The organism is Leuconostoc citreum (assembly GCF_004354555.1).
Lineage (GTDB): Bacteria > Bacillota > Bacilli > Lactobacillales > Lactobacillaceae > Leuconostoc > Leuconostoc citreum.
In genome coordinates, this window is sequence record NZ_PUFH01000005.1 from 57,514 (window position 1) to 80,445 (window position 22,932).

At 37.0% G+C, this 22,932-nt stretch carries 19 protein-coding genes; all 19 read left to right on the top strand.

What is annotated here, in order from left to right; all coding sequences use genetic code 11:
* The first annotated feature begins 86 nt into the window (after positions 1 to 86).
* The 19 genes from C5L21_RS04655 to C5L21_RS04745 all read left to right on the top strand — a co-directional run bounded on the left by C5L21_RS04655 (position 87) and on the right by C5L21_RS04745 (position 22,929).
* Positions 87 to 686 (top strand): phage scaffolding protein, encoded by a 600-nt coding sequence (locus C5L21_RS04655; RefSeq protein WP_133286120.1) that lies wholly within the window; start codon positions 87 to 89, stop codon positions 684 to 686.
* A gap of 17 nt (positions 687 to 703) precedes the next feature.
* On the top strand, positions 704 to 1,717 hold the full coding sequence (locus C5L21_RS04660; RefSeq protein WP_040177045.1) for a hypothetical protein: 1,014 nt from the start codon (positions 704 to 706) through the stop codon (positions 1,715 to 1,717).
* Between the two features lie 139 nt (positions 1,718 to 1,856).
* Positions 1,857 to 2,156, top strand: a complete 300-nt coding sequence (locus tag C5L21_RS04665) for a hypothetical protein (RefSeq protein ID WP_241652873.1) — start codon at positions 1,857 to 1,859, stop codon at positions 2,154 to 2,156.
* The gene (locus C5L21_RS04670) at positions 2,122 to 2,502 is read left to right on the top strand and encodes a putative minor capsid protein (RefSeq protein ID WP_241652874.1); all 381 of its coding nucleotides are present in this window, start codon (positions 2,122 to 2,124) and stop codon (positions 2,500 to 2,502) included. The genes C5L21_RS04665 and C5L21_RS04670 overlap by 35 nt, the downstream gene beginning before the upstream one ends.
* A complete protein-coding gene (locus C5L21_RS04675; protein WP_040177042.1) occupies positions 2,502 to 2,870 on the top strand; it encodes a minor capsid protein in 369 nt (122 codons plus the stop codon). Before C5L21_RS04670 ends, C5L21_RS04675 begins: the two co-directional genes overlap by 1 nt.
* Positions 2,857 to 3,255, top strand: coding sequence for a phage tail terminator protein (locus tag C5L21_RS04680; protein WP_040177041.1), 399 nt, complete (start codon positions 2,857 to 2,859; stop codon positions 3,253 to 3,255). Before C5L21_RS04675 ends, C5L21_RS04680 begins: the two co-directional genes overlap by 14 nt.
* Before the next feature lies 1 nt (position 3,256).
* Positions 3,257 to 3,745 carry a phage tail tube protein gene (locus C5L21_RS04685; protein WP_040177040.1) on the top strand — a complete coding sequence of 163 codons (489 nt, stop codon included), beginning with the start codon at positions 3,257 to 3,259 and terminating at the stop codon, positions 3,743 to 3,745.
* Between the two features lie 79 nt (positions 3,746 to 3,824).
* Entirely contained in the window at positions 3,825 to 4,241 is a 417-nt protein-coding gene (locus C5L21_RS04690; RefSeq protein ID WP_004907057.1) for a hypothetical protein, read from the top strand.
* Positions 4,241 to 4,867, top strand: coding sequence for a Gp15 family bacteriophage protein (locus C5L21_RS04695; RefSeq protein ID WP_133286122.1), 627 nt, complete (start codon positions 4,241 to 4,243; stop codon positions 4,865 to 4,867). The genes C5L21_RS04690 and C5L21_RS04695 overlap by 1 nt, the downstream gene beginning before the upstream one ends.
* Positions 4,868 to 4,887: 20 nt before the next feature.
* On the top strand, positions 4,888 to 9,963 hold the full coding sequence (locus tag C5L21_RS04700; protein WP_241652875.1) for a tape measure protein: 5,076 nt from the start codon (positions 4,888 to 4,890) through the stop codon (positions 9,961 to 9,963).
* Positions 9,953 to 10,792 carry a phage tail domain-containing protein gene (locus C5L21_RS04705; RefSeq protein ID WP_040177037.1) on the top strand — a complete coding sequence of 280 codons (840 nt, stop codon included), beginning with the start codon at positions 9,953 to 9,955 and terminating at the stop codon, positions 10,790 to 10,792. Before C5L21_RS04700 ends, C5L21_RS04705 begins: the two co-directional genes overlap by 11 nt.
* On the top strand, positions 10,792 to 11,898 hold the full coding sequence (locus tag C5L21_RS04710) for a phage tail protein (protein WP_040177036.1): 1,107 nt from the start codon (positions 10,792 to 10,794) through the stop codon (positions 11,896 to 11,898). The genes C5L21_RS04705 and C5L21_RS04710 overlap by 1 nt, the downstream gene beginning before the upstream one ends.
* Position 11,899: 1 nt before the next feature.
* Positions 11,900 to 12,262, top strand: coding sequence for a hypothetical protein (locus C5L21_RS04715; protein ID WP_133286123.1), 363 nt, complete (start codon positions 11,900 to 11,902; stop codon positions 12,260 to 12,262).
* Positions 12,246 to 12,470 carry a hypothetical protein gene (locus C5L21_RS04720; RefSeq protein WP_040177032.1) on the top strand — a complete coding sequence of 75 codons (225 nt, stop codon included), beginning with the start codon at positions 12,246 to 12,248 and terminating at the stop codon, positions 12,468 to 12,470. Before C5L21_RS04715 ends, C5L21_RS04720 begins: the two co-directional genes overlap by 17 nt.
* Positions 12,470 to 16,306 (top strand): glycoside hydrolase family 70 protein, encoded by a 3,837-nt coding sequence (locus C5L21_RS04725; RefSeq protein ID WP_133286124.1) that lies wholly within the window; start codon positions 12,470 to 12,472, stop codon positions 16,304 to 16,306. The genes C5L21_RS04720 and C5L21_RS04725 overlap by 1 nt, the downstream gene beginning before the upstream one ends.
* A gap of 13 nt (positions 16,307 to 16,319) precedes the next feature.
* Complete coding sequence (locus C5L21_RS04730) at positions 16,320 to 18,068, top strand: BppU family phage baseplate upper protein (RefSeq protein WP_133286125.1); 1,749 nt, start codon at positions 16,320 to 16,322, stop codon at positions 18,066 to 18,068.
* Positions 18,069 to 18,082: 14 nt separating this feature from the next.
* The gene (locus tag C5L21_RS04735) at positions 18,083 to 20,527 is read left to right on the top strand and encodes a glycoside hydrolase family 66 protein (protein ID WP_133286126.1); all 2,445 of its coding nucleotides are present in this window, start codon (positions 18,083 to 18,085) and stop codon (positions 20,525 to 20,527) included.
* An 11-nt stretch (positions 20,528 to 20,538) separates the two neighbouring features.
* On the top strand, positions 20,539 to 22,545 hold the full coding sequence (locus C5L21_RS04740) for a collagen-like protein (RefSeq protein ID WP_133286127.1): 2,007 nt from the start codon (positions 20,539 to 20,541) through the stop codon (positions 22,543 to 22,545).
* A 9-nt stretch (positions 22,546 to 22,554) separates the two neighbouring features.
* Positions 22,555 to 22,929, top strand: coding sequence for a hypothetical protein (locus C5L21_RS04745; RefSeq protein ID WP_040177030.1), 375 nt, complete (start codon positions 22,555 to 22,557; stop codon positions 22,927 to 22,929).
* Positions 22,930 to 22,932 lie beyond the last annotated feature (3 nt).

Genomic DNA, 22,932 nt, shown 5'->3' on the forward strand with positions numbered 1-22,932 from the left:
GGACCTGAGCACGTCCCTTATAAAAGGCTTTTTAAAGTTCAAAAAATTCGGTGACGTTACACCGTAAAAACACGAAGGAGATTTTTATGAACCGCGATACATTGCAAAAGTTTGGTCTATCAGAGGAACAAGTTAATCAAGTCATGGCAGAACACGGTAAGGACTTAGAAAAGTCAAAGGCTGTTGAGAGTGAGTTAGAACAAGTAAAGCAACAAAATACTGAACTAACATCACAGATTACTGACCGAGATAAGCAACTAAAGGACTTATCAGGCAAAGCTGGGGACAATGAAGAGCTTCAATCACAAATCAAAGCATTGCAAGAACAAAACAAGCAATCTAAGACTGATTACGAAGCTAACATTGCTACTTTGAAACGCGATGGTGCTATTGAATTGGCTTTGCGTGAAGCACAAGCTAAAAACCCAAAAGCTGTCAAAGCATTGCTTAATGGAGACATTATTTCTGTTGATGATTCTGGTGTACATGGACTGAAAGAACAACTGGAGCAATTAAAAGAATCTGATTCCTATTTGTTTAATATCGAGCCAGAACCAAAGCCTGGTTTGAAAATTACACCATCTGGTAACCCTGGTGGCGGTGTTAATGCAGAAAAGAATATTGCTGATATGTCGCTTGAAGAAATGACGGCAGAATATCAAAAGAACCCAGCCTTATTTGGCTAATACAAAGGAGATAACACATGGCAGTTACAAATTTAGCTAATACGATTATTCCTGTAGTTTTTGATAAGTATGTTTTGAATACTATCATGAAGACTAATCGTTTTATTCAATCAGGTATTATGACACCTGACAACACACTTGGTGATCAACTACTTCAACCAGGTAATGATATTACAATTCCGTTTTTGAATGACTTGTCAGGTGAGCCACAAGCATGGACTGATACTGATGATATTGACGTTGATAACCTTACAACAGGTTCACAGCGAGCAATCAAGTTCCGTCAAGCTAAGGCATTTGGTTCTACTGAAATCTCACGAATGGTTTCTGGTGCACCTATTGCCGAAACAATCGCAGGACGCTTCGCAAATTATTGGAACAATGTTGATCAAACTATCTTGAACGCTACATTGCAAGGTGTATTTTCAAACAGTAAGGTCGCTAACACCAAGTTGTTTGACCAAACTGTTGTGTCACCATCTGACGCTACTTTTGGTGCAAAAGGATTCTTGGCAGCCATTGGATTGCTTGGTGACCTACAAGACCAAACATTTAATAAGATTGCGGTTAATTCAGCCACATATTCACAAATGAAATTCCAAGGTATGATCAACACAATTCAACCTCAGAATGCAGTTACACCAATTAACTATTACAACAACATGGAAGTTATTGTTGATGATGATATTCCTTTGGAAAAGGGCGGCATTGCTACAGCCTATATTTATGGCCAAGGTGCCGTTTCTTACTCAACTGTTCTTCATTCAACAGAAGTTGTTCATGAAGCTTTGAAGCAAGGTGGACGTGATTCAGTCGTCAACAAACGTGTATCAGCAACTCACGTTAACGGTACGACATTAGCTAAAGCATTCAACCCTATGGGGCAAACAACGATTAAGTCAGAACTAGCAAAGGGCTCAACATGGGACATTGCTGATGGGGTTGATCCACGAAATATTCGTGTTGTTGCCTACAAGTCAAAGCTTGATGATGCATTTGTACCAGCTGCACTTAAAGGTGACGGTAAGTAATCGAAAGGTGTGAGTTATGTATTTAACTTATTCAGAATTCAAGAGTATTCTTAGTGATTCTGTTGATGAAGTTACGTTCGATAAGCTACTAGTAAGGGCTGAAATTCAAATTGATACAGTTACTAATTACTTTTACAGTATGCCTGGTATTAATGATATTGAATCTGATTCTATCTCTAAATACCCATGGCTAAAAGCACGTTCAGATGTGTTTAAAAAAGCATTAGCATTAACAATTGATTATATGAACAGCAACAATGTTAGTAATAGTGCCGACTTAAAAAATAATTCATTCTCAAGTATCGAAATTGGTAGAACAACACTACAATCGGCAAACAAGGATATATCAAATACATCTAGTGGTTTAGCTGTTCCTGATGAAGCGTTGATGATACTTGGACCTTATGGACTTCGTTATGGGGGTGTTCAAAGTGTCTAAGTTGCCAACTATACCAAAGACTTATGCTAATCAGCAGGTTATTTATCGTGTCTCTAACGGTGAAAAAGACAGATATGGTAAGCAAAAAACAATCGATACTATTATCAACAACTGTGTGTTTCAAAAAGAAACGATTTATACAGGTACTGGGAATAGTCGAGAAGTAGTTGCCAATGCTGTGCTTTTTATTTATGCAGATGTAAGTACACCGTTATTGAAATTCGATAAGAATAGTCAAGGTAATAAAATTGTTTTTGATGGTGTGGAATACACGATTAAGCGTATTGTTGAAAATCGTAATCCAATGAGTAACGACGTTTGGAACTATGAATTGGAGGTATTGTAATGGCAATTACTTTGAATTTACAAGGTGTCGACAGCATGCTAAGTCAACAACGCAAGAAGTCCATTCAATTTAAGACAGCTAATCAGGCTATGATGGCTATGGATAAGTTTGTACCGAAGTCAAATATGCAAAAGCAGAACAGATTACGGACTGCTACTCATGTTTCTGATGACGGGCATAGCATTATCTACACCATGCCTTATGCAAAAGCGCAGTTTTTTGGTATTATCAACGGCTCGACGATTAAGAATTATACGACACCAGGAACAAGCGCAAGATGGGATAAACGTTTAATTGGTGATAAAGCACTGCTTAAAACTGTAACTGATGTTTACCCAAGGGAGTTATTGAAATATGGATCTACTTGAAAGATTAGCAGATAAAATAAATGAGCTTCCTGATTTACCCGAACGGTTGATTATTGGCCAGTTAAGCCATAATAATGACTTTGGTTTCTATTCACAACCAGGTTCACAAGTAATTAGTGAAGATTGGTCAGGCATTCAGGAACGATCATTGCCGTTTGAAATTGCTTATAGGACTGATGATTTTGAAAAGGCTAATAATTCATTGTGGAAGATTAGTGAGCTACTAGATGGCTTGAATAAACTACAAACAGACGGTACATACGAATTTAATCGTATCAACATTCAACCACAACCATTTTTAACAATGATAGACGTCACTGAAAAGGGCGTTTTTTTATTGGACTTTAGCGTAGAAATTACACAACAAATTAATTTAGGAGAATAACATGGCACAATTCCAACTTAACTTTGAAAACCACTTAGAAATTGATATTAAAGGCAATACATCTTTAGATGATGTATCTAAAGCAAGTTTTGCTCAAATTCGAGCTGGTATTCAAACCATTACACCTTCAGCATCTGAAACAGCTGATACAACACCTTACTATAGTGGTGAAGGGTTCTCTGACCATGATGTTACTGGTAAGGCAATTCAATTTGCTATTGCTGGTCATCGCTTATCAGGAGATACAGCACAAGACTATATTGCTAGCCGTTTCACTTCTATCGGTGATTCATTACGCACTTTGGCACGTTGGACTGATCCATCTGGTCGTCAAGTACAATTTGTGGCTACTTTGACAGCTATCGTGCCATTTGGTGGTGCAGCTAACGTTAAGCAGACATTTAGTTTCACACTAGCAGCTAATGGTAAGCCACAAGTTGTTCCTGCTTCAAATGGTGGGACAACACCATCAACTGGCGGACAAGGTTAATAAAATATAAACACAGCAGTTAAAGCTCGAATGGGGTGAGAAGCCCAATTACATAACAGGATCACATAGGAGAAAACACATGGCAATTTCGATTAATTCAATTTTAATCAACGAAAAAGAGTTTAATTTAGGCAACCGTAAGTTGACAGCGCGTTATACACCAGAAGTCGATAATGAATTCTCTGATTTCTTGATTGAAATGGGAGAGCTTGAAAAGAAAATGGCTGATAAGAAGCTTGATGATTTGAATATCGCAGACAAGAAGAAAAAGATCCGTGAATTTACTGATGAAATTCGTGATTTGAGTTCAAAGTATATTACTGCTTTGTTTGATAAGTCAGACTCTGATTATATTTTTGAAAAAGCTGGCGGTCGTATTGCTAATCTTTCACGTTTAGCCCGTACATTCTTTGACGAAGGTAATGACAACGTATTGCAAAAGGAACAAGGCGGAACGAACCGTAAGCAACGTCGTTTCAACAAAGGTAATGACTAATGTTTTCTTTTACCAAGCGCCCAGAACAGACGTTTAAGCTTGGTAATCGCGAGTACAAAATTAACCTAGCTTTTAACGTTGTTATTGAAGCTTTTAGCGTACTAGAATCAGAAGATTTAAGTAATGAGGATAAAGTATCTAAGATATTCGACCTGTTTATTATTGATAAATTTGAGACCAACAGCGTTGCTATAAAAGGCGACATCGTTTCGAGTGTTTTTCAATACATTAATGATGGGCCATATGGCAAAAGTGAAGAAGAAGATAGTGCATCATCTGAAAGTGATGGTACTTTTCCTACTTCCGATTATGACTATGAGCAGGACGCAGGAGCAATTTATGCGTCTTTTTTGAATTTTTATAACATTGACCTCAACAAAGAAATTGACGTCATGCATTGGGACAGGTTCAAAGCCTTATTTGATAACCTTGGATCTGATACGCCAATTCAAAAGATTAGGCAATATCGTAGTGATGACTTGACTAGCTATAAAGATGATGCTGAACGCGCTCAGTTCATTAGCAACATGCAGTATTACTACTGTCTGGATAAGCAAAAAGAAAGTGACGGATTCGCCGCTAATGCGAGTTCAATATTCGACATGATGTTTGAAGACGGTAAATAGAGAGGAAAGGAGGAACATAAATGGCTGATGGTTCAATAAATATTGATTTGTTACTCAACGACCAGACAGATAAAACATGGACAGACTTTAAACAAAAGGCTGAACAAACTGGTAAAGATGGTTATCAAAAGTTTAAAGATGCTTTTAAAGGTGATCCATTAGTCGCCAAACTTGAAGCACAAGCCAATAAGGCTGGTATTAACAACTTTAGGGAAATGTTGAATAAACTACCTAAAGAAAAGCAGACAGAGTTATTGGCCAAAGCTGAAAAAGGTGAGGTCGTTAACTTTGAAAAACTATTACGCGAAATTCCATCTAAGATTACATCAACAGTTGAACTAAACGATAATGCTTCGACAGGATTACGAGCGTTGAAAAATCAAGCGCATGATGTTGGTGATAAGTTCCATCGATTGAAAGATATTATGATCGGTACTTTCGCAGCCCAAGCTTTAATTGGTGGTATTCATGCTATTACTCACGGCATTAAAGAAATGACCGAAGCTGGTATGGAGTATAACAAAGAGCAAGACACGATGAAAACCGTGTGGCATGCGTTGACTGAAGAAGCGCCAAAAGATGGTGAGCAGTTACTTAGTTATATCAATAATTTGTCCCAACACTCTATCTATGCTGCCGAAAATATTAATGAAATGGCACAAAGTTTTTATCACGTTCATTCTAACGTTGATGAAACCAAAAGATGGACAGATGCCTTTGTTGCTTTGGGTTCTACATTACACATGACTGGTCCGCAGATATCTGAATCAGGTGAAATGTTTGCCAAGATTGTCGCTGGTGGTAAAGCTAGTGCTGAAGATATGGCTGTGATGATTAACAGATTCCCCATGTTTGGTGAAGCAATGCAACACGCCACTGGTAAGACGATGAAAGAGTTGTATGCCATGAGTGCTGCAGGTAAGCTCTCAGCTGACCAATTCACTCAAGCGTTAGATTATCTTGGTGAGAAGTACAAGGGCGGTACAGCTGAAGCTATGACCTCAATGCAGGGAATGAGCATGTATCTTCACTCACGCTTGCAAGTATTATCAGGTGATGTCATGAAAAGCTCATTTGATATGAGCAAATCAGCGACAACGGCTTTACAACACATTACGAGTGATGATAGTATGAAAAAATTTGCTGACAGTATTGGTAAAGCTTTTGGATCATTACTAAATATAGTTGGCGGTTTCATACAATTCGTTGATAAGAATAAAAATACAATTATTGGTGTTTTTAGTGGTATTCAAGAATTTATTGTTCAGGCATTCGGTATTATTGGACATATATTATCTTCTTTTGCTACTACTTTCAAGATAGCGGTTCTTGGAACTGTTTCTGATGGCAAAGTTGGCAAGAAAATAGGCGAGTTAAAAAACTCTTTTGAAGAACTTGCTGAAGCTATTAAACCGATAGCAGATGCCATAGGAGTTCTTGCAGGAACAATAATAAGCGGTGCATTCTCAACAATTTATAAAGTTGTTCAAGGAGTTGCTGACGGATTTATTAGTGTTGGTAAGAGTTCAGACAACTTGAAGAAAAAACTAGACTTCAGTGGCATTTCAGATACAATTATGAATTTAGATATATCTGTTGCCAACTTTCTGAAGTCAGTTATTGAAATATCTAAGCCGTTAGGCCAAATAATTGGAGCAATCTCATCAGGTGTATTTGAAACATTTGGTGATGTGATTAATTTGATTGTTGATGGGTTCAAGTCAATGGTTGGAGATGTTCAAAACGCTTCAAATAATATCAATCCTTTGGCTAAAGCGTTACAAGAAGTTGCTAAGCATAAAAATGCTTTGAAAGCCATTGGACTAGTTATAGGATCAATCGCAGTGGCGATGATAGCCGTTAAAAGTGTAGTTGGTGTTTTCAAACTGATAGCTAGCGGAATAGAGACTGTACAGATAGCTGTTTTGTATCTAGGAGATGCTTGGAATGTTTTGAATAAATTCATGAAAGCAAATGTTTTCATTTTAATCATAACTGCTGTTATTGCTGTTGGAGTTGCGCTATATGAATTGTATAAGCACAATGAAAAGTTTAGAAACTTTGTTAATGGATTAGTTAAAGGTGCAGCTGATTTTTTCAAAGGTATCGGGAAATGGTTTGGTGAAGCATGGAAAACAGTATCAGGATTTTTCAAAAAAGTAATCAACTTTGTAAAAAGTGACTGGAAGGAAATACTTTTATTAATAGTTAATCCTTTTGCTGGAGCCTTTGCCCTGCTTTATAAACATAACTCGAAATTCAGAAAGTCGGTTAATGACTTAGTTAAAAAAGTTATTGGCTATTTCAAGGGTATTGGAAAATCTATTGGTAGTGGTGCAAATGCCATTGGTAAGTGGTTTGATGGATTAGTAAAAGGCTTTGTCAAAGGATGGAATTCATTTATACAGGGCGTCGTTAAATTAGCTAAGGGATTTGGAAAGTTATTGCTTTACGCATTAGCTATTCCGGTCGGTCTGGCTATGATGATTTTCGGGCCCCTAGTGAATCCTACAAAAAAGATATTCAATTCAATCATAAAATGGATTACAAATGCGTGGAACGGTGTTGTAAAGTTTTTAATTAACATATGGAAACCTGTCCAAAAAGCTTGGAATGCTTATGTCAATATTTTTGTAAAAATATCAAAAACAGTTGTTAATGCGATCATGAATGTCATAACATCAGCTCTAAAATCTATATACAAAGTATGGATAACTACTTGGAATGCTATTAAAAAAGCGTTCACTATTATATGGCAAGCTATTAGTAAATTAATAGAAGCTGAGTTAAACTTTTACAAAAAGATTTTCACTGTCACATTGGACTTCATTGTAAAAACTTGGAACAATGGATGGAAAGCGATAGGTAAACTATTTGAAAGTATTTGGAATGGAATAAAAAGTTTCTTTACACCTATTATTAAATGGTTTGCTGATGTAATTGATGATACATTAAATGCTATAAAAAAATGGTGGACTAAAACTTGGGACAGTATTTCAGACTTCTTTACTGATATTTGGAATAATCTCAAAAAGACTGGTAGTAAGGGAGTTAACTCTCTGAAAGACACCTTTGATGACGTACTAGCTAAAATCGGTAAAGTTTTCAGTGATACATGGGACGCCATTGCCAGTGGATTCGGTAAAATGTGGGACGGCATGAAAAAACTTGCTGGAGAAGGTATCAACGCTGTTATTTCAATCCCGAACACAGGTATTGATGGAATCAACGGTTTGATTCACGACTTTGGTGGTCCAAAAGAAGCATTGGGTCATATTCCTAAAGTTAAGTTCGCTAGTGGTACTGGTGTATTTAACAGTGCCAGACGAGCTATTACAAGCCCAACTATGGCTATTCTAAATGATGGAACAGATTCACCAGCAACAGGCAACAAAGAAGCTCTAATTCACCCTAATGGTGCTATGGAAGTTGTGCAAGGCACTAATACAGAGCGCTTGCTTATGCCTGGAACTGAAGTATTAAATGCTTCAGAACTAGCCATGATTATGGGACACGAACACTTTGCTACTGGAACAGGTTGGCTTGGGTCTATCTGGAACGGTATTAAAGGTGCTGGTTCATGGGTAGGCAAAACAGCCGGTAATGCATGGAATGGCATGAAAGATGGCGTGGATAAGTTTACTAAGATGTTAGGATTTATCACTGACGCTGTTGCACATCCTGTAGAAACTATGAAAAAGACATTCAACCCAGAAGCTAAAGGCATGGGAAATATGTTTAATGGGTTAGGCAGTGGATTATTTGGTAAAGTGAAAAACCAAGCTAAAGACTGGTGGTCATCTTTGTGGAGTATGGCCAACGATAGTTCAAATGATGGTGCATCGGCTGGTAATAAAGGCGATGATTATCCATGGAAATCTGTTGGTAAAGATTCAGGTGCAGACCCTTGGGGATATTTCTATCGTGAATGTGTTAGTTTCGTAGCTAGTCGTTTGAAAAATATGGGTGTTGCACCTGGATTATTTAGTGGACTAGGAAATGGAGCTGATTGGGTTAATGCGCCTGTAGGACATTCTAATAATCCTAAGCCTGGTAGTGTTGCTGTATATGGACCAGGTTCAGAATTTGGAAACCACGTTGCCATGGTTACAGGTGTACAAGGTGGTAGTTTCAGCGGTGAAGAATATAACTGGAATGGCGATGGTAATTATCATACTTATCAAGGGCGTTCTAAAAAAGGCGCTACAACATTCTTAGACTTTGGTGTTGGTACACCATCTGGTGAAAATAAAACATCTAATGACAAGAGTGGACCACTACAAGGATTGATTAAAGGTCAAGTAGGTGGCATGTTTGACTGGATTAAAAAGTTTATTAGTCCATTAACAGGCGGTAATTCAGCTGGTGGAGGTGATGTTCAGTCTTGGTCTGGAGACGTCAAGAAAGCTCTGGGAGTACTTGGATTATCAACATCAGGATCAATGGTTCAAAAGATATTGAAACAAATACAGACTGAATCTGGTGGTAATGCAAAAGCCATTGGTGGTAATGATGGATTAGCTGATGGTAATGCCACTGGTTTGATGCAAGTTAAGCCAGGGACATTCAATGCCTATAAACAGCCAGGACACGATAATATAATGAACGGTTATGACAATATACTTGCTGGATTGGCTTATGCAAAAGACAGATATGGTTCTGATTTATCATTCTTGGGTCAAGGACACGGCTATGAAAATGGCGGTTGGGCTAATCAACCTAGTGTATTTGCTGAAATAAAAGGCGAACCAGAAATAGCAATTAATCCTGCTAGAAGCACAGCAGACCAGCATATTAGTGAAGCAATTATTGCAAGAGCAAATAAAGCACCAAATAGTCTGTCAGCAAAGCTTGCTCAGGTTGTTAAAGGTGCTAAAAGCGGTATGCAATCAATCGTTGCACAACAGCCAGCCATTGCAGGACATGGTGGTCAATTTAACGGTAATGGCGGCATTGATTTATCAGGTGATGTTCACATGGTAATCACTATGGATAGTGGAGAAGTTGCACGTGCTACTTATCCTAAAATTCAAGTCATGCAAAACCAAGAAATACAGATGAAAGGACAAAGGACTGGTAATACTTATGCCTACTAAATATCAAGGTGAAATAATTATCCAAAGGCGTGATGGCACAATTTACGACTTGGAAAAAGAGGGTATTAAAGTCATTAACTTTGACCCGCCATCTGCTAATTTTCAACATACTTACAATCAGATTGGAAAGTTTGGCGCTGAATTAGTTGATACACAGATTCAACAGATGTCAATTCCATTGACGTTTGATGTAACCGCTCGAGACAACTATGATTATGAATTACAAAGGCTCAAGGTGTTGCGAATATTCAGCAGCACAGAGCCTTTTTATGTAATCAATATGCGGACACCTTTTCTGAGATGGAAAGTAGTAGCTGATTCATTTACTTATCCAAGACTAGGTAACTTCTGGAAAGCTAAAAATGTCGCTATTAATTTGGTGTGTTATGACGGTTTGGCGGAAAGTACAGCAACGACATTAGATCCGTTCACATTCGATGGTGGTACTTATGGTATTGGTATGGGTATTCCGCTAGATTCTACAGGATATCAATTTAGTAATCAAAATAAATTTACGATATTAAATCCATCTATTATTCCTTTGCTAGCCAGTGAGCGACCTGTAAAAGTTGTGTTCAAAGGGGATGCACCAAATGGACTAACTATTAAGAACAATACAACCGGACAAGAATTTAAATATTTAAAACAACTTACATCTAGTGATGAATTTAAATTAATAGGGCTTGTTCCAATCGTAAATGGTGTACAAAGGTTGGGCAATGAGTTATCTAATAGAGAATTTTTAGACTATGCAATCGGGAATAATGATATAGAAATTATCGGCTCAAATAACTTCACGATTCAATTCATAACGAGGTTTTATTATTGATGGCAAATGTAGTATATGCAAAACAATCGTTACCAGATAATACACCGATCGTTGTCTATAATTTGTCTGTGACAGAAAATATTAATGAATTAAGCACATCGTCTTTTAGTTTTGATGATAGCACACAGAATAAAATTGCCGCACTGATGATGTCACCACAAACAACTATTTATGTGCCAGAAATATCGCAAACATTTAGGTTAACTAATGTTAATCCAACTTCATTGGGTAACCGGCGCAGTTACCAAGTATCTGCTATTCATGTAGGCACTGATTTACATGACAAATATGTAGAGGATAGATTAACCAATACGCAGAGTTTAGATAGCTGTATGAAGTTTGTTACTCAGGGTACTAATTTTAAGTATGTTATTCATGACAGCTTTAAAAACTACTCATTTAGTGATGGCTTTGGTGGAGACTTTGCTGATAGTTTGTTTATGAATACTTTAAAAGATGATTTTGGTTTTGAATTCTATTTTGATAATTACACTATCCATATATACAAGAAAATTGGTCAAGAAGATCAGTTTGTATTTGTTGATGGATACAATGCGTCAAAAATAGCTTGGACAGAAGATTACAGTAATATTCGTACTAAAATTAAAGGTCTTGGGAAACAAGATGATGATGGCAAGTACAAAGCAACAGCTGAATATGTTAGTCCAGCATCAAAACTATGGGGCATTAAAGAAGCACCTACAATACAAGATGAACGTTTTACTGACAATGATTCGTTACTGAACTATTTAAAAAGTCAACTACAAGACTATCCAATTATTCAGTACACGATGGAACGAGCAGAATTCGAGCATGGAGCAAAATTATCAGAGATTAACAGCGTCAAAGTTGGCAATAGCGGGCTAATCAAAGATAGATTAGGTGTTGATATTGATACTAGAATTGTTGGTATGACTTATTATCCGCAAGACCCAAAACAAAACGATACACTGACGTTTGGCAATAAAATATTTGATTACATGAAGAACATGGCCATGCAAAAGAAAGCTCATGATACCAATCAAAATATTGGGAAGTCTGTTCAAAAGCTTAATGATGATATGTCTTCGATTGTAAACAACGGCGTGTGGTACCTGTGGAGTTAATATGACAGTAGACTGGAAAAAGAGACCTAATTTGATTGATAATATCAGCGCAATAGGTGTTGGAAAAGCTATTTACGCAGCTCCAGATGGAGATAAGATAAATGCTAGATTACTTATTGCAGCAGACGGGTTTCATATCTTGCCTTGTGATTTTGAAGGACTTTCATTAGAAAGCCTTTCTTTTTCGACGGTGAGTGGGAATCAATATGTTATTTCATTTGATGATAGTGGCAACATGCTTATTAATGGTAATCGTAAAGAAACGATATTAACAAGCCCTAACGGCACAAAATTCACTGTCTCAGTAGATGATGATGGTAACTTAAAAGCGACAAAGGAGGTAAGTGATGGCAATAAAAAGTGATTTTGATGTAGCTTTAAACAGCGATTTCAGAAATGGTTTGAATGATAATTTTAAAGAGATTGACCAATGTTTAAATGACGGTCGCACAAATATTGATGGTAAAACATTTCCTACACTCAATGACCGTCTGGACGCTATTGAATGGGGATTGAAAGCACTTGGTATGCCGATTGATGGTAGTGCTAAAGATTGGCTAGGTGAGCAATAATGGGTAAGCAACTTGGTTGGAATACTAATAAAGATGGGACAATTCAGTACTATGTTGATCAGACTAATTATTTAACTGGGCTAACTTCATTGCCTGTGAATCCTAACTTATTTTCGAATAAGAACTCTACACCTGGTTACTTGTTTTATGATGGCAGAGTTGTTAAACAATCAACTGACTTTTCGAGTGAGTTCATAATGATTGATACAAAATATTCTCAAATTACTATTTCATCATTTGATGATAATATTCAAACAGGACGCATAGCATTATGTTTTTATGATAGTAATCAGGCATTCATCTCAAGACCACTTGTTGGTGGATCATATACACCATTTTCAAACAACTATCGCAATATTTATTGGAAATCTGTTGATATTCCAACAAACGCAGCATATTTCAGAGTGTCTTTTGGTGGTGATACCATTAAGCAAAATTCGATTAAGAAAGTGGAATTTGGCAACGCAATCACGAATTGGGTGGCTGCTAGTGGTGATGACGACACTGTTATTGATAATGAATATGCCAAAATGATGTACTACTTTGATAACAGCGGTTTTTTACAAAAGTCTGGTAATGCTATTATCAATGGTGACAAATACTATTTTGATTCTAAAAATGGCATTGTCATTAATGGGTCAAAACCACAGTATGATATTGGACTAACAGTTATCAGTGATGAATATACCCCACATAATAAGTTATACTCGACGAACGCTATTGACATTGAAAATGTTGATGGCTTTTTAACTGCCGATTCCTGGTATCGTCCAGTAGATATATTAGACAATGGAACAACTTGGCGACCATCTAATAAGGGTGAAATGCGACCAGTTTTGATGGTATGGATGCCAGATAAACAGACTCTAGTCAATTATCTAAACTATATGACATCAATCAACATGATAGGTTACTCTAAAACATTCACGCTGAAAGATAATATTAAGGAACTATTGATTAATCAGCGTCAGATTCAAATCGCTATTGAAAAGAAAATATCGCAGACAGGTAGTACTGATTTTTTGCGAGATGTTTTTTTAAAGTTTGTCGCAACTCAAGATAATTGGAATAAAAAGTCTGAATACAACGATGGTGACCACTTGCAAGGTGGTGCTTTACGATTTGTAAATGATGATAATTTACCAAAGACTAATTCTTCGCACAGGTTATTTAATCGTTATCCATTAAACCAAAAAGGCGGACAAAACAAAGACAGCGGGTGGCAAGGTGGTTATGAATTGCTGCTTGCCAATGATATAGACAATTCAAACCCAGTTGTTCAAGCCGAGCAATTAAATTGGCTATATTTTCTGACACACTTAGGTTCAATTAATAGTAATGATGATACAGCCAACTTTGATGGCATTCGTGTTGACGCGGTTGATAACGTTGATGCTGATTTGCTACAAATAGCAGGAGATTACTACAACGAGACCTACGGACTCAATAAAGACCCTAATAAAGCTAATCAAAAGATATCTATTCTAGAAGATTGGGCGTGGGGCGATTATGACTATATGGGTCGTATGGGTCAAACTCAGCTCACCATGGACACGGGGGTTAAAGATGGTTTGATGGGCGCATTGGGTTACTGGAACGAATCGGTTAAGCCTTTGGAAACAATTATATCCAGTATGCATACCGATAGGCGCAAGGCATTTGGAAATAATCGTGTGGTGGCTAATTACTCGTTTATACGAGCACATGATGCGGAATCACAAGATATCTTTTCTAATATGATTTCAGCTAATGTCAAAGGCGCTGATGGTTGGCATCCTACTTGGGAACAAGTTGAAGAAGGGTTTAAGTTCTATCTTGCTGATATGGAAAGTACACTTAAGCTAAAAACGCGTAATAATATCCCGGCAATGTATGGTATTTTGCTAACGAACAAAGATACAACACCACGAGTTTATTATGGCGACGTTTTTCATGAAGCTGGTCAATATATGGCAAACAAAACCATTTATGCGCCGGTCATTGAAAAAATGCTAAAGTACAGAATTACAACAGTTTCTGGTGGTCAGTATATGAACATGAACAATAATGCTCTGGTGAGTGTTCGTTTAGGTAAGTATATTGATACTTTAGACACAGACTATAGTAAGTTAACTGCTAATCAACAAAAGTCAGCGCGTGAATCTGGTTCAGTTGTAGTTATTTCAAACAACAAAGACTATAACCTCAACAATAATAACTTGGTTATTGAGTTAGGATTGGCTCATGCAGGGCAAACCTTTAAGGCTTTAGCAGAAACAATCAACACACCCTACAATGAAAATTCTACAGGGAAACTTGATCTAGATACTGAGAGAGAAAAAACTACCAATGAAAAAGGTCAACTCATATTTACAGAAACCGAAGTTGTTGGTTCTACCAGTCCTCATCACTGGGGATATTTTTCTATGTGGGTACCCAAAGAAGCTACACTAGATCATGATGTTCGCGAGTTTGTGGATAAAAATAAATATAGCGATAACAACGTTTTTCATGCTGGAGAAGTATTAGACAGTCATGTTATTTATGAAAGTTTTAGTAACTTTACTGCGTTACCAACAAAACCGGAAGAGCGTGCAAATGTTGTAATTAAAAACAATATTGATTACTTCAAATCACTTGGTATCACAGTGTTTGAATTTGCACCACAGTATCGCTCGAGTACAGACACTAGTTTTTTAGACTCTTGTCTACAAAATGGTTATGCTTTTTCTGATAGGTATGATTTAGGATATGACAATAGTCCAACCAAGTATGGTACAGTCGAGGACTTACAAAATGCTATTAAATCATTACATAATGCTGGCATCCAAGCGATGGCCGACTATGTTCCTGATCAGATTTATAACTTATCATTGCCGGAAATAGTGGCGACAAATCGTGTTAATTCTTATGGTGATTTGCGTGATACAACCAGATTCCAGAGCCTTTATTATGTTGCCAAAACTAAGAGTAATGGTGCGGATTATCAAGCGCGTTTTGGTGGGAAATTTTTGAACATCATGTTAATGACAACACCTAAAATATTTGATAAATTACAAATTTCAACAGGTGAAAAAATATATCCTTATGAACAAATATCTCAGTGGTCAGCTAAATATATGAACGGTACTAACACGCTTGGTAAAGGGGCGTATTACGTCTTAAAAGATTGGAGCTCAGATAAGTACTTTAACATTAATGGTGTCAATACTGAATTGCCTGCACAACTGAAAGGTGATTACACACAGTATGGTTTTGTTAACACAACCAGTGGAGAAATTCAGTATTATTCAATGAGTGGCGCTATGGCCAAAGATACATTTATCCAAGACGAAAAAAGTAATTGGTATTATTTCGACTCAGACGGAAACATGGCTCATAAAAAGTTGACTATTTTAGGCTATGATTATTACTTTACTGAAAACGGCATTGAACTGATTAACTCATCATTTGCTGACTCTGATGGCAACATTGTGTATACAAATTCGACTGGTAAGGGAATCAGTGTTTATCAAGTGATTTATAAAAATGGATTATATGTGCAAGCAAATAACCCAACCGTTTTAGCCAATGGGTATCAAATGTTTAAGGATAACAAGAAATATCTTTGGTTTGATAATGGTCGTCTATTTTCTGGGTTTAAGATTGTTGATGGCCGCTTTTATTTTTTGTATCAAGGAGAAAAAATAACCTCATCATTTCAGAATGTAGCCGGTGTAAAGTTTTACGTGGATCAAAATGGTGACACAATATCTGGCTTGAAATACTCAAATAACCAATTAATGGACTTTGGTCATGACGATAGTTTCTGGCTTAAGAAAGTATTATCTGAACCAAAGCCAGAATTTATGAATTAGAAAGGAAATATCAATGTCTGTAGACGCACAAAAACAAGGCAAGTTTACCATTGTCAATACCAATATAGATATGACGGAAGTAACCGTTATTAACGCTATGAACGGTCGTCAGGGAGACAATGGACGCAAGGTATATATTGCACTAAAAGATGGTCAAGTCCCACACAATCTAACTGGAGAAGATATTTTCATTGCTGCTAAAGATGCTGCCGGAAAAATCAAGCGAATTTCTGGTGTAGCTGAATGGGTATCACGCACCGCTGGACTATTTGCTATGTTATTACCACAAGATATGTACCAGGCAGCTGGACAAATGCAGGAAGCTTATATTGCAGTTACTGGCGATAGTGGTTCGATTATTTCGTCTATCCCAATCACATTTACTGTTGTTGAGAATAACATCATTTTTACGGCCAATGCCTCAAAAGACTTCGTTGACACAGTCGAAGAAACTGTTCAAAAAGCAGTTGATAAATTAGCTGGTTTATCTGACAAAATTCAAGCACAATCAGCTGCTTATGATGCTTTAAGTGGTGGTTTGAATAGTATTATGGATAAATTTAAAGAGAAAAAAGTTGCTTCTTTGAATACCGATAATAAGTTCACTGGAATCAATGAATTTAGTCATTCGATTATTGCAGGACTTTCACCACGAAAAGCTATATTCAATTCATGGGATTCAGTCATTGAATCAATGGACCAGTTTGGTGGTTATTGGTACACTGATGGCTTCAATATATTTGGTAATCCATCAGAAATGCCTTATGCAAATATGCAGATTATTCCGGGAAATGATCCAAAGGTTGGACGCATTGAAATTCATAACCCCTTTAACCAAGAATACTGGTTAGGATCAGTTTATGATGGAAAGATCCAAAAATGGGAACAGATGGCAAAGACAACATCTCGTAAAGTGCCGTTCACAGATTTCAATTACGTAGCACAAAATATGGGTATTTATGCTGGTAACTGGTATAATGATGGCACACAAATTATTAATGGGCCAAATGACCAGTTAGACTTTACTAACGTTGTTGTGATATCTGGTAACAGTTTGGGGTCAGGCTATATTGAAATTAATAATTCATTCAATCAAGAACATTGGATTGGTTCAGTAGCTGGTGGACAAATACAAAAATGGGTTAAGGTTCAGATGACTACATCTAGTAAAGCACCATTCACCGATTATGCTTATGTGGCCAAGAACATGGGTATTTATGGCGGTAATTGGTATACAGATGGTCAGGAAATTAATAACGCCCCTGAAATTGGTTTAACAAAGTCAAACATCACGATAGTTACAGGTAATGATTTAGGTTCAGGTCGTATTGAAATTCACGATCCAGACACACATCACTTTTGGATTGGCTCAGTACAAGGCGGTAGTATTACCGGTTGGGAAGAAATCGGAATCAATGACTCAACAATCTATTCTAAGGACATCACTTTTATGGGCGGTGTCCTTTTCTTACGACGTACTGGTAAGTTTGTTCAGGGTTATATCTATTCAGAAGCAGTCAATCAAACATTTAAGCCATTTACAACAATCGCAAAAAAAGTTGTTCCGGATGGCTTCAGGCCTGTTATTACAGCAGATGGTTATACTGACTTAAAGACATACCAAGATAATGCCACAACTAACGGTATGCTAGAATTAGGAACAGACGGCTCATTATCATCTCGTTCAGCATCTAATGGTTCAATTAACGGTTGGATGCGCTGGTCTGCAACTTGGATTACAAAAGATAATATTCCGAAATGAGGTAGGAACTAGTTATGAAAACAATTAATTATTTAAGCAATAATATCAATAAAATTGGAGATACTAGTTCTGTTGTATTATTCCAACTTAAAAAAGATGGGATTGTTGAAAAATTTAGCGATTTAGTCGCAAAAGTGAATATCGCTGATATGCGTGGGAATTTTTTATTCTCAGTTAATTCAGTGATTGATAAGAGCAATGTCGCATCACTATCGTTTAATCAAGAGCCATTATCACGATTAACCGAAGACTCATACTTGATGGAAGTTGAAGTACCGTTATTAGACGGTACAATTTCAAAATACCCATCTGATGGTTATGGGACAATTACTGTCACTAAATCACTCAATAATCGTGAAGGCGATCTAATACCACTTATTACTTTTGAAAATACCTTGCAGGCTGTCGAAGATAAAGTAAATACTTATTTGCAAACAGTTGCTAAGGGTGTTCAGGGTGAGCGTGGGGAGCAAGGCTATTCTGGTCTAGTATCGAATAAAGCACAGTTTACCGACTATAATGATGTCGCACAACATATGGATACCTATGCTGGTAACTGGTTTACAGACAACACAACTATTGCAAATGCACCAGAAGATATGGCGTATTCTAACATTCAAATCATATCTGGTAATGCACCTACTATCGGGCGCATTGTTATCCATAATCAGTTCAATAATCACTTTTGGTTAGGGTCTGTTTTCGATGGCAAAATACAGTCATGGGCACAAATCAACAATCAATTTGAGCAGGGTAATGGCGCAGTGAAAGATAATGAAGTCAATTATGATGCGACTATTTTAGAAATTGAGACTGACAAGGCAATTTACAAACCATCTGACGTTGTTAATTTCTCTGTTAGCGTTAAGGGAAACAAGGGTAAGTTAAAAGTTACCTACTATAACCGTGGAAATATTGTAACAACTACATTTGTTGCCTATGAAACAAATGTAGCGCAATGGTCATGGCGTTTGCCTGATGGTGATAAAGAACAATATCTTATCAAAGTCGAAAACATTACAAATAAGCATGATGAAACTGACTATATTGGCATCAATGTCGCATCAAATAATAAATACTTCCCAATCATGGGATTCCTTGGTGATTACAACAACTTCAATCCATTAGAACAAAAGAAGATAATGGATAACTTGAAGCGTCACCATATCAACTATGTCCAATATTATGATTACTTCCATGATCATGACCGACCAGTTTGGGTTGGTGACCATGGTGAAGTTGCTGAGTTTTGGGACGATCTAGCACGCAGGCATTCTCGACGTGATGTTATTCAAGAGTATATCAGTTTAGGCAAAAAATATGGCATGTTAAACATGGCTTATGGCTTGATTAACGGGGTATCTTTTAATGAAGAAAAAGACGGCTTTACGAAAGAAATGTTTTTATTCAATCATGCAGGTGGCAATATGGCCGATATTGCTGTTAATCCACTCAAGCCATGGGGTAGATATGATATCTATCTTGCAAATTTCTTGAAAAATAGTTATAAAACATTAGCCTTTTCAAGAATGGACGATGTCTTTGGGGCTTTGGGATTTGACGGTTGGCATATTGATACACTTGGGGCGCCTGGTGACAAATATGAAGCAAATGGAAACATCATTAAGAACGACTATTTCTCAAGTGTTGGTTATCCAAGTTTCATCAATGACGCAAGAAATCATTTTGGTAATAAGAGAATGAGTTTCAACGCGGTTGGTATGTTTGGCCAAGAGAACGTTGTCAAAACAGACGTTGACTTTATATACTCTGAATTATGGCCTCAAACAGGAACACCAACATATAAAGACTTAGTTCATGACGCTATCATGCAGTTACAATATGATGATGAAAAAAGTTTGATTATTCCAGCATATATGAACAAAGAGCATGACTGGGCGAATGATTCAGATAAATCATTTAACACGCCTAGTGTCGTTATCATTGATAACTTAATTATGGCTACTGGAGCGACTCATCTTGAATTAGGTGAGCACATGCTTTGTTCAGAATACTTCCCAAATCATACAGCTTATATGAAAGATGACTTGAAAGAGTATATCAGAAAACAATATGATTTCATGGTAGCCTATCACAAGATGTTAGACATTAGAAACTTCACTGATAACACAACTATTCAAAATTATGATGTAGCTAAGAATGATTTTGATAGTAACAAGCTAACAGTGATTGAAAAGACTAGTGACAGTTTCTGTGTGGCTTCTATTGTTAATACAAAGGGTTTGAATGGTAATGATTGGCGAGATGATGACAAAAAACGTCAATATGCTGAACCTGTGCGTAATGTTAAGTTTGGTTTCGGTTCTATCCCTGTTAGACAAGCTTATTATGCGACAGTTGAAGATCCTGAGCCTAAAAAGGTGACATTAGATTCAACTGGCAGTTTTGTTATCGATACAGTTGATAAGTATGTGTTAGTTTGGTGCGAAAAGTACTAGAAAGGGATTAGATGAGACTAGTTAATTTTATTGGGGTTTCCAAAAACCTCATCACAAATAACAATAATCGGCTAATTTTACAGCTGATTGATGAAAACGTTAAAACTTCTCGCCCACAAGCAGTATTGGGAAGTTTTAACGTTTTTGATTACACAAAACAACCAATATTATCAGCACCTATTTCCATTGATAAAAGTAACGTTGTAGACCTAAACTTCAATGTTAATCCTCTCAATACACTCAGTGAAGGGGTTTATTACTTTAGTGTGTCTGATTCGTCAGCGCTAACTTATCCAACTGATACGTTAGCTACTTTTTCTATTTTAGAAAAAGGTGAGCACAAAAATACGTATCCATTAGCTACCTTGAAAGATATATTAGCTTCTATGGACGCCAAATTTGCTAACTACTCAGCTACTGTTGTTAAGGGCGATAAAGGTGATCGCGGACAACAGGGTATTCAGGGCATTCAGGGTGAACGTGGTATTCAAGGGGAGCGTGGCATTCAGGGTCCTGATGGTGACAAAGGCGACAAAGGCGATCACGGTCCTCAAGGATTCCAAGGACCAGATGGTCGTCAAGGTGACAAAGGCGTTCAGGGTGAAAAAGGTGATAAAGGCGATAAGGGAGACAAAGGAGACACTGGTAAAAACTTCAATGTCACAAAAACGTTTAGCTCAATTGATTACATGAACGCCTACACTGGTAATGAGGTCACGGAAGGGGATTTAGTATTAATTAGCACGCCAGACGTTAACAATGATGACAATGGCAAACTGTTTGTTAAGTCAGGAAATAGTTTTAATTTCTTAGTCACTATGCGTGGTATTCAAGGTATAAAAGGCGATAAGGGCGACACTGGACAACAGGGTCCGCGTGGATTTACCGGTGATAAAGGAGACACTGGACAACAAGGTCAACAGGGTGTTAAAGGTGATACTGGTGCACCTGGAAAAGACAGCGATGTCATGCAAAGCAAAGACAACGTTTTTACTGGTAATAATAAATTTACAAAACCAATTGATGCGCAATTTTTTACAAAAAGAATACCAGTAAAAGATATGAGTATAATTGCAGCAAATATGGGAACTTATTCAGGAAATTGGATTGCATTAAATGATAATGTTGTTAATAGTCCAAGTGGTGCAACTGGAAGCTATTTTGTTTTATCAGTTGTTCAAGGGACAGGAGATAGCGGGTATTTAATTTATAATGAAATTGGTGGAAATGGTAGATGGTTTACTGGTGTTAGTGGCGGAAAAGTTCAAAATTGGAATAGAGTTCCTTTAGATGTCAATGTTTTACACGCTACTGGGGATGAAACATCAGACGGTGTTAAGACATTCAAGAAAACAATTATTGGTAACATCTCTGGTAATGCTGGCACTGCAAATACGTTAGTCGTAAATGACATCGCTGATGGGACTGACCTAAACTCGTTACGTAATGCTGGAAACTATTCATGTGGAATCAACAAGACAAGTAATACGCCGGTAAGCGGTTGGTTTACATTGGTTGTTGTTCAAAATGGTCCGTACAATGGTTCACAAACATTGACCAACACCAATAACGGTGAGGTTTATATCAGAACGTGGATAAATAGTGGGGCATCTTTTACAGACTGGCACAAATTAGCAACAAGTAATGAGGTAGTTCATAGTTCTGGCGATGAAAATGTAAAAGGAAAAAAGAAGTTTGAAGAAACTATTGACGGCAATATCACTGGCAGTGCTGTTACTGCAGCACACTCTGATATAGCTGAGAAACTTACATCAACTGATCTTGCTTCAGGAACTGATCTTAATACAATTTTAGAAACAAAAAACTATTCTTGCGGTGATAATCGGGTTGTAAACAGTCCAGTAAACAATTGGTTTACATTGGTTGTTGTTAAGAACGGTGATTGGAATGGGATGCAAACTGTTACAAACACTAACAGTGGAGACATGTATGTACGTGTTTGGAACCAAGGTGGAAAATGGTTTAGTCCTTGGAGAAAAGTTAAGTTTGAGGATTAGGATTAAAACATGAAGAAAAAATTAATGAGAATTAGATGGCTGTGGGCCATTATGGGCTTTCAGTTATTAGCGGTTGGTTTCGCAATATTTTATAATGCAGAAAGTGATCAATATTTACATCCAGCCTTTGCAACATTCTCGAAGCCATTATGGGTGTATTTACCATTTATTATTGGCATGTTGGCAATATACTGTGGAATCAGTACACGATCACATAAAAAAATTGAATCAGTTGTTTTATACTCCATGACAATGTATTGGGGAATACTAACAACGCTATTATTTATGAACGACAGTTATCATAGCCACATTTCAATCATTGGCTTTATGACTGTTTTTTATATCCCAGTCATTTGGTTAATGGCTTTTCAAACCAAACGATAGGGG

Coding starts and splice junctions, on each gene's coding strand:
- C5L21_RS04655 (WP_133286120.1), top strand. CDS start 87: ATGAACCGCGATACATTGCAAAAGTTTGGTCTATCAGAGGAACAAGTT.
- C5L21_RS04680 (WP_040177041.1), top strand. CDS start 2,857: ATGGATCTACTTGAAAGATTAGCAGATAAAATAAATGAGCTTCCTGAT.
- C5L21_RS04670 (WP_241652874.1), top strand. CDS start 2,122: ATGGACTTCGTTATGGGGGTGTTCAAAGTGTCTAAGTTGCCAACTATA.
- C5L21_RS04660 (WP_040177045.1), top strand. CDS start 704: ATGGCAGTTACAAATTTAGCTAATACGATTATTCCTGTAGTTTTTGAT.
- C5L21_RS04685 (WP_040177040.1), top strand. CDS start 3,257: ATGGCACAATTCCAACTTAACTTTGAAAACCACTTAGAAATTGATATT.
- C5L21_RS04700 (WP_241652875.1), top strand. CDS start 4,888: ATGGCTGATGGTTCAATAAATATTGATTTGTTACTCAACGACCAGACA.
- C5L21_RS04705 (WP_040177037.1), top strand. CDS start 9,953: ATGCCTACTAAATATCAAGGTGAAATAATTATCCAAAGGCGTGATGGC.
- C5L21_RS04665 (WP_241652873.1), top strand. CDS start 1,857: ATGCCTGGTATTAATGATATTGAATCTGATTCTATCTCTAAATACCCA.
- C5L21_RS04675 (WP_040177042.1), top strand. CDS start 2,502: ATGGCAATTACTTTGAATTTACAAGGTGTCGACAGCATGCTAAGTCAA.
- C5L21_RS04745 (WP_040177030.1), top strand. CDS start 22,555: ATGAAGAAAAAATTAATGAGAATTAGATGGCTGTGGGCCATTATGGGC.
- C5L21_RS04740 (WP_133286127.1), top strand. CDS start 20,539: ATGAGACTAGTTAATTTTATTGGGGTTTCCAAAAACCTCATCACAAAT.
- C5L21_RS04735 (WP_133286126.1), top strand. CDS start 18,083: ATGAAAACAATTAATTATTTAAGCAATAATATCAATAAAATTGGAGAT.
- C5L21_RS04690 (WP_004907057.1), top strand. CDS start 3,825: ATGGCAATTTCGATTAATTCAATTTTAATCAACGAAAAAGAGTTTAAT.
- C5L21_RS04715 (WP_133286123.1), top strand. CDS start 11,900: ATGACAGTAGACTGGAAAAAGAGACCTAATTTGATTGATAATATCAGC.
- C5L21_RS04695 (WP_133286122.1), top strand. CDS start 4,241: ATGTTTTCTTTTACCAAGCGCCCAGAACAGACGTTTAAGCTTGGTAAT.
- C5L21_RS04720 (WP_040177032.1), top strand. CDS start 12,246: ATGGCAATAAAAAGTGATTTTGATGTAGCTTTAAACAGCGATTTCAGA.
- C5L21_RS04725 (WP_133286124.1), top strand. CDS start 12,470: ATGGGTAAGCAACTTGGTTGGAATACTAATAAAGATGGGACAATTCAG.
- C5L21_RS04710 (WP_040177036.1), top strand. CDS start 10,792: ATGGCAAATGTAGTATATGCAAAACAATCGTTACCAGATAATACACCG.
- C5L21_RS04730 (WP_133286125.1), top strand. CDS start 16,320: ATGTCTGTAGACGCACAAAAACAAGGCAAGTTTACCATTGTCAATACC.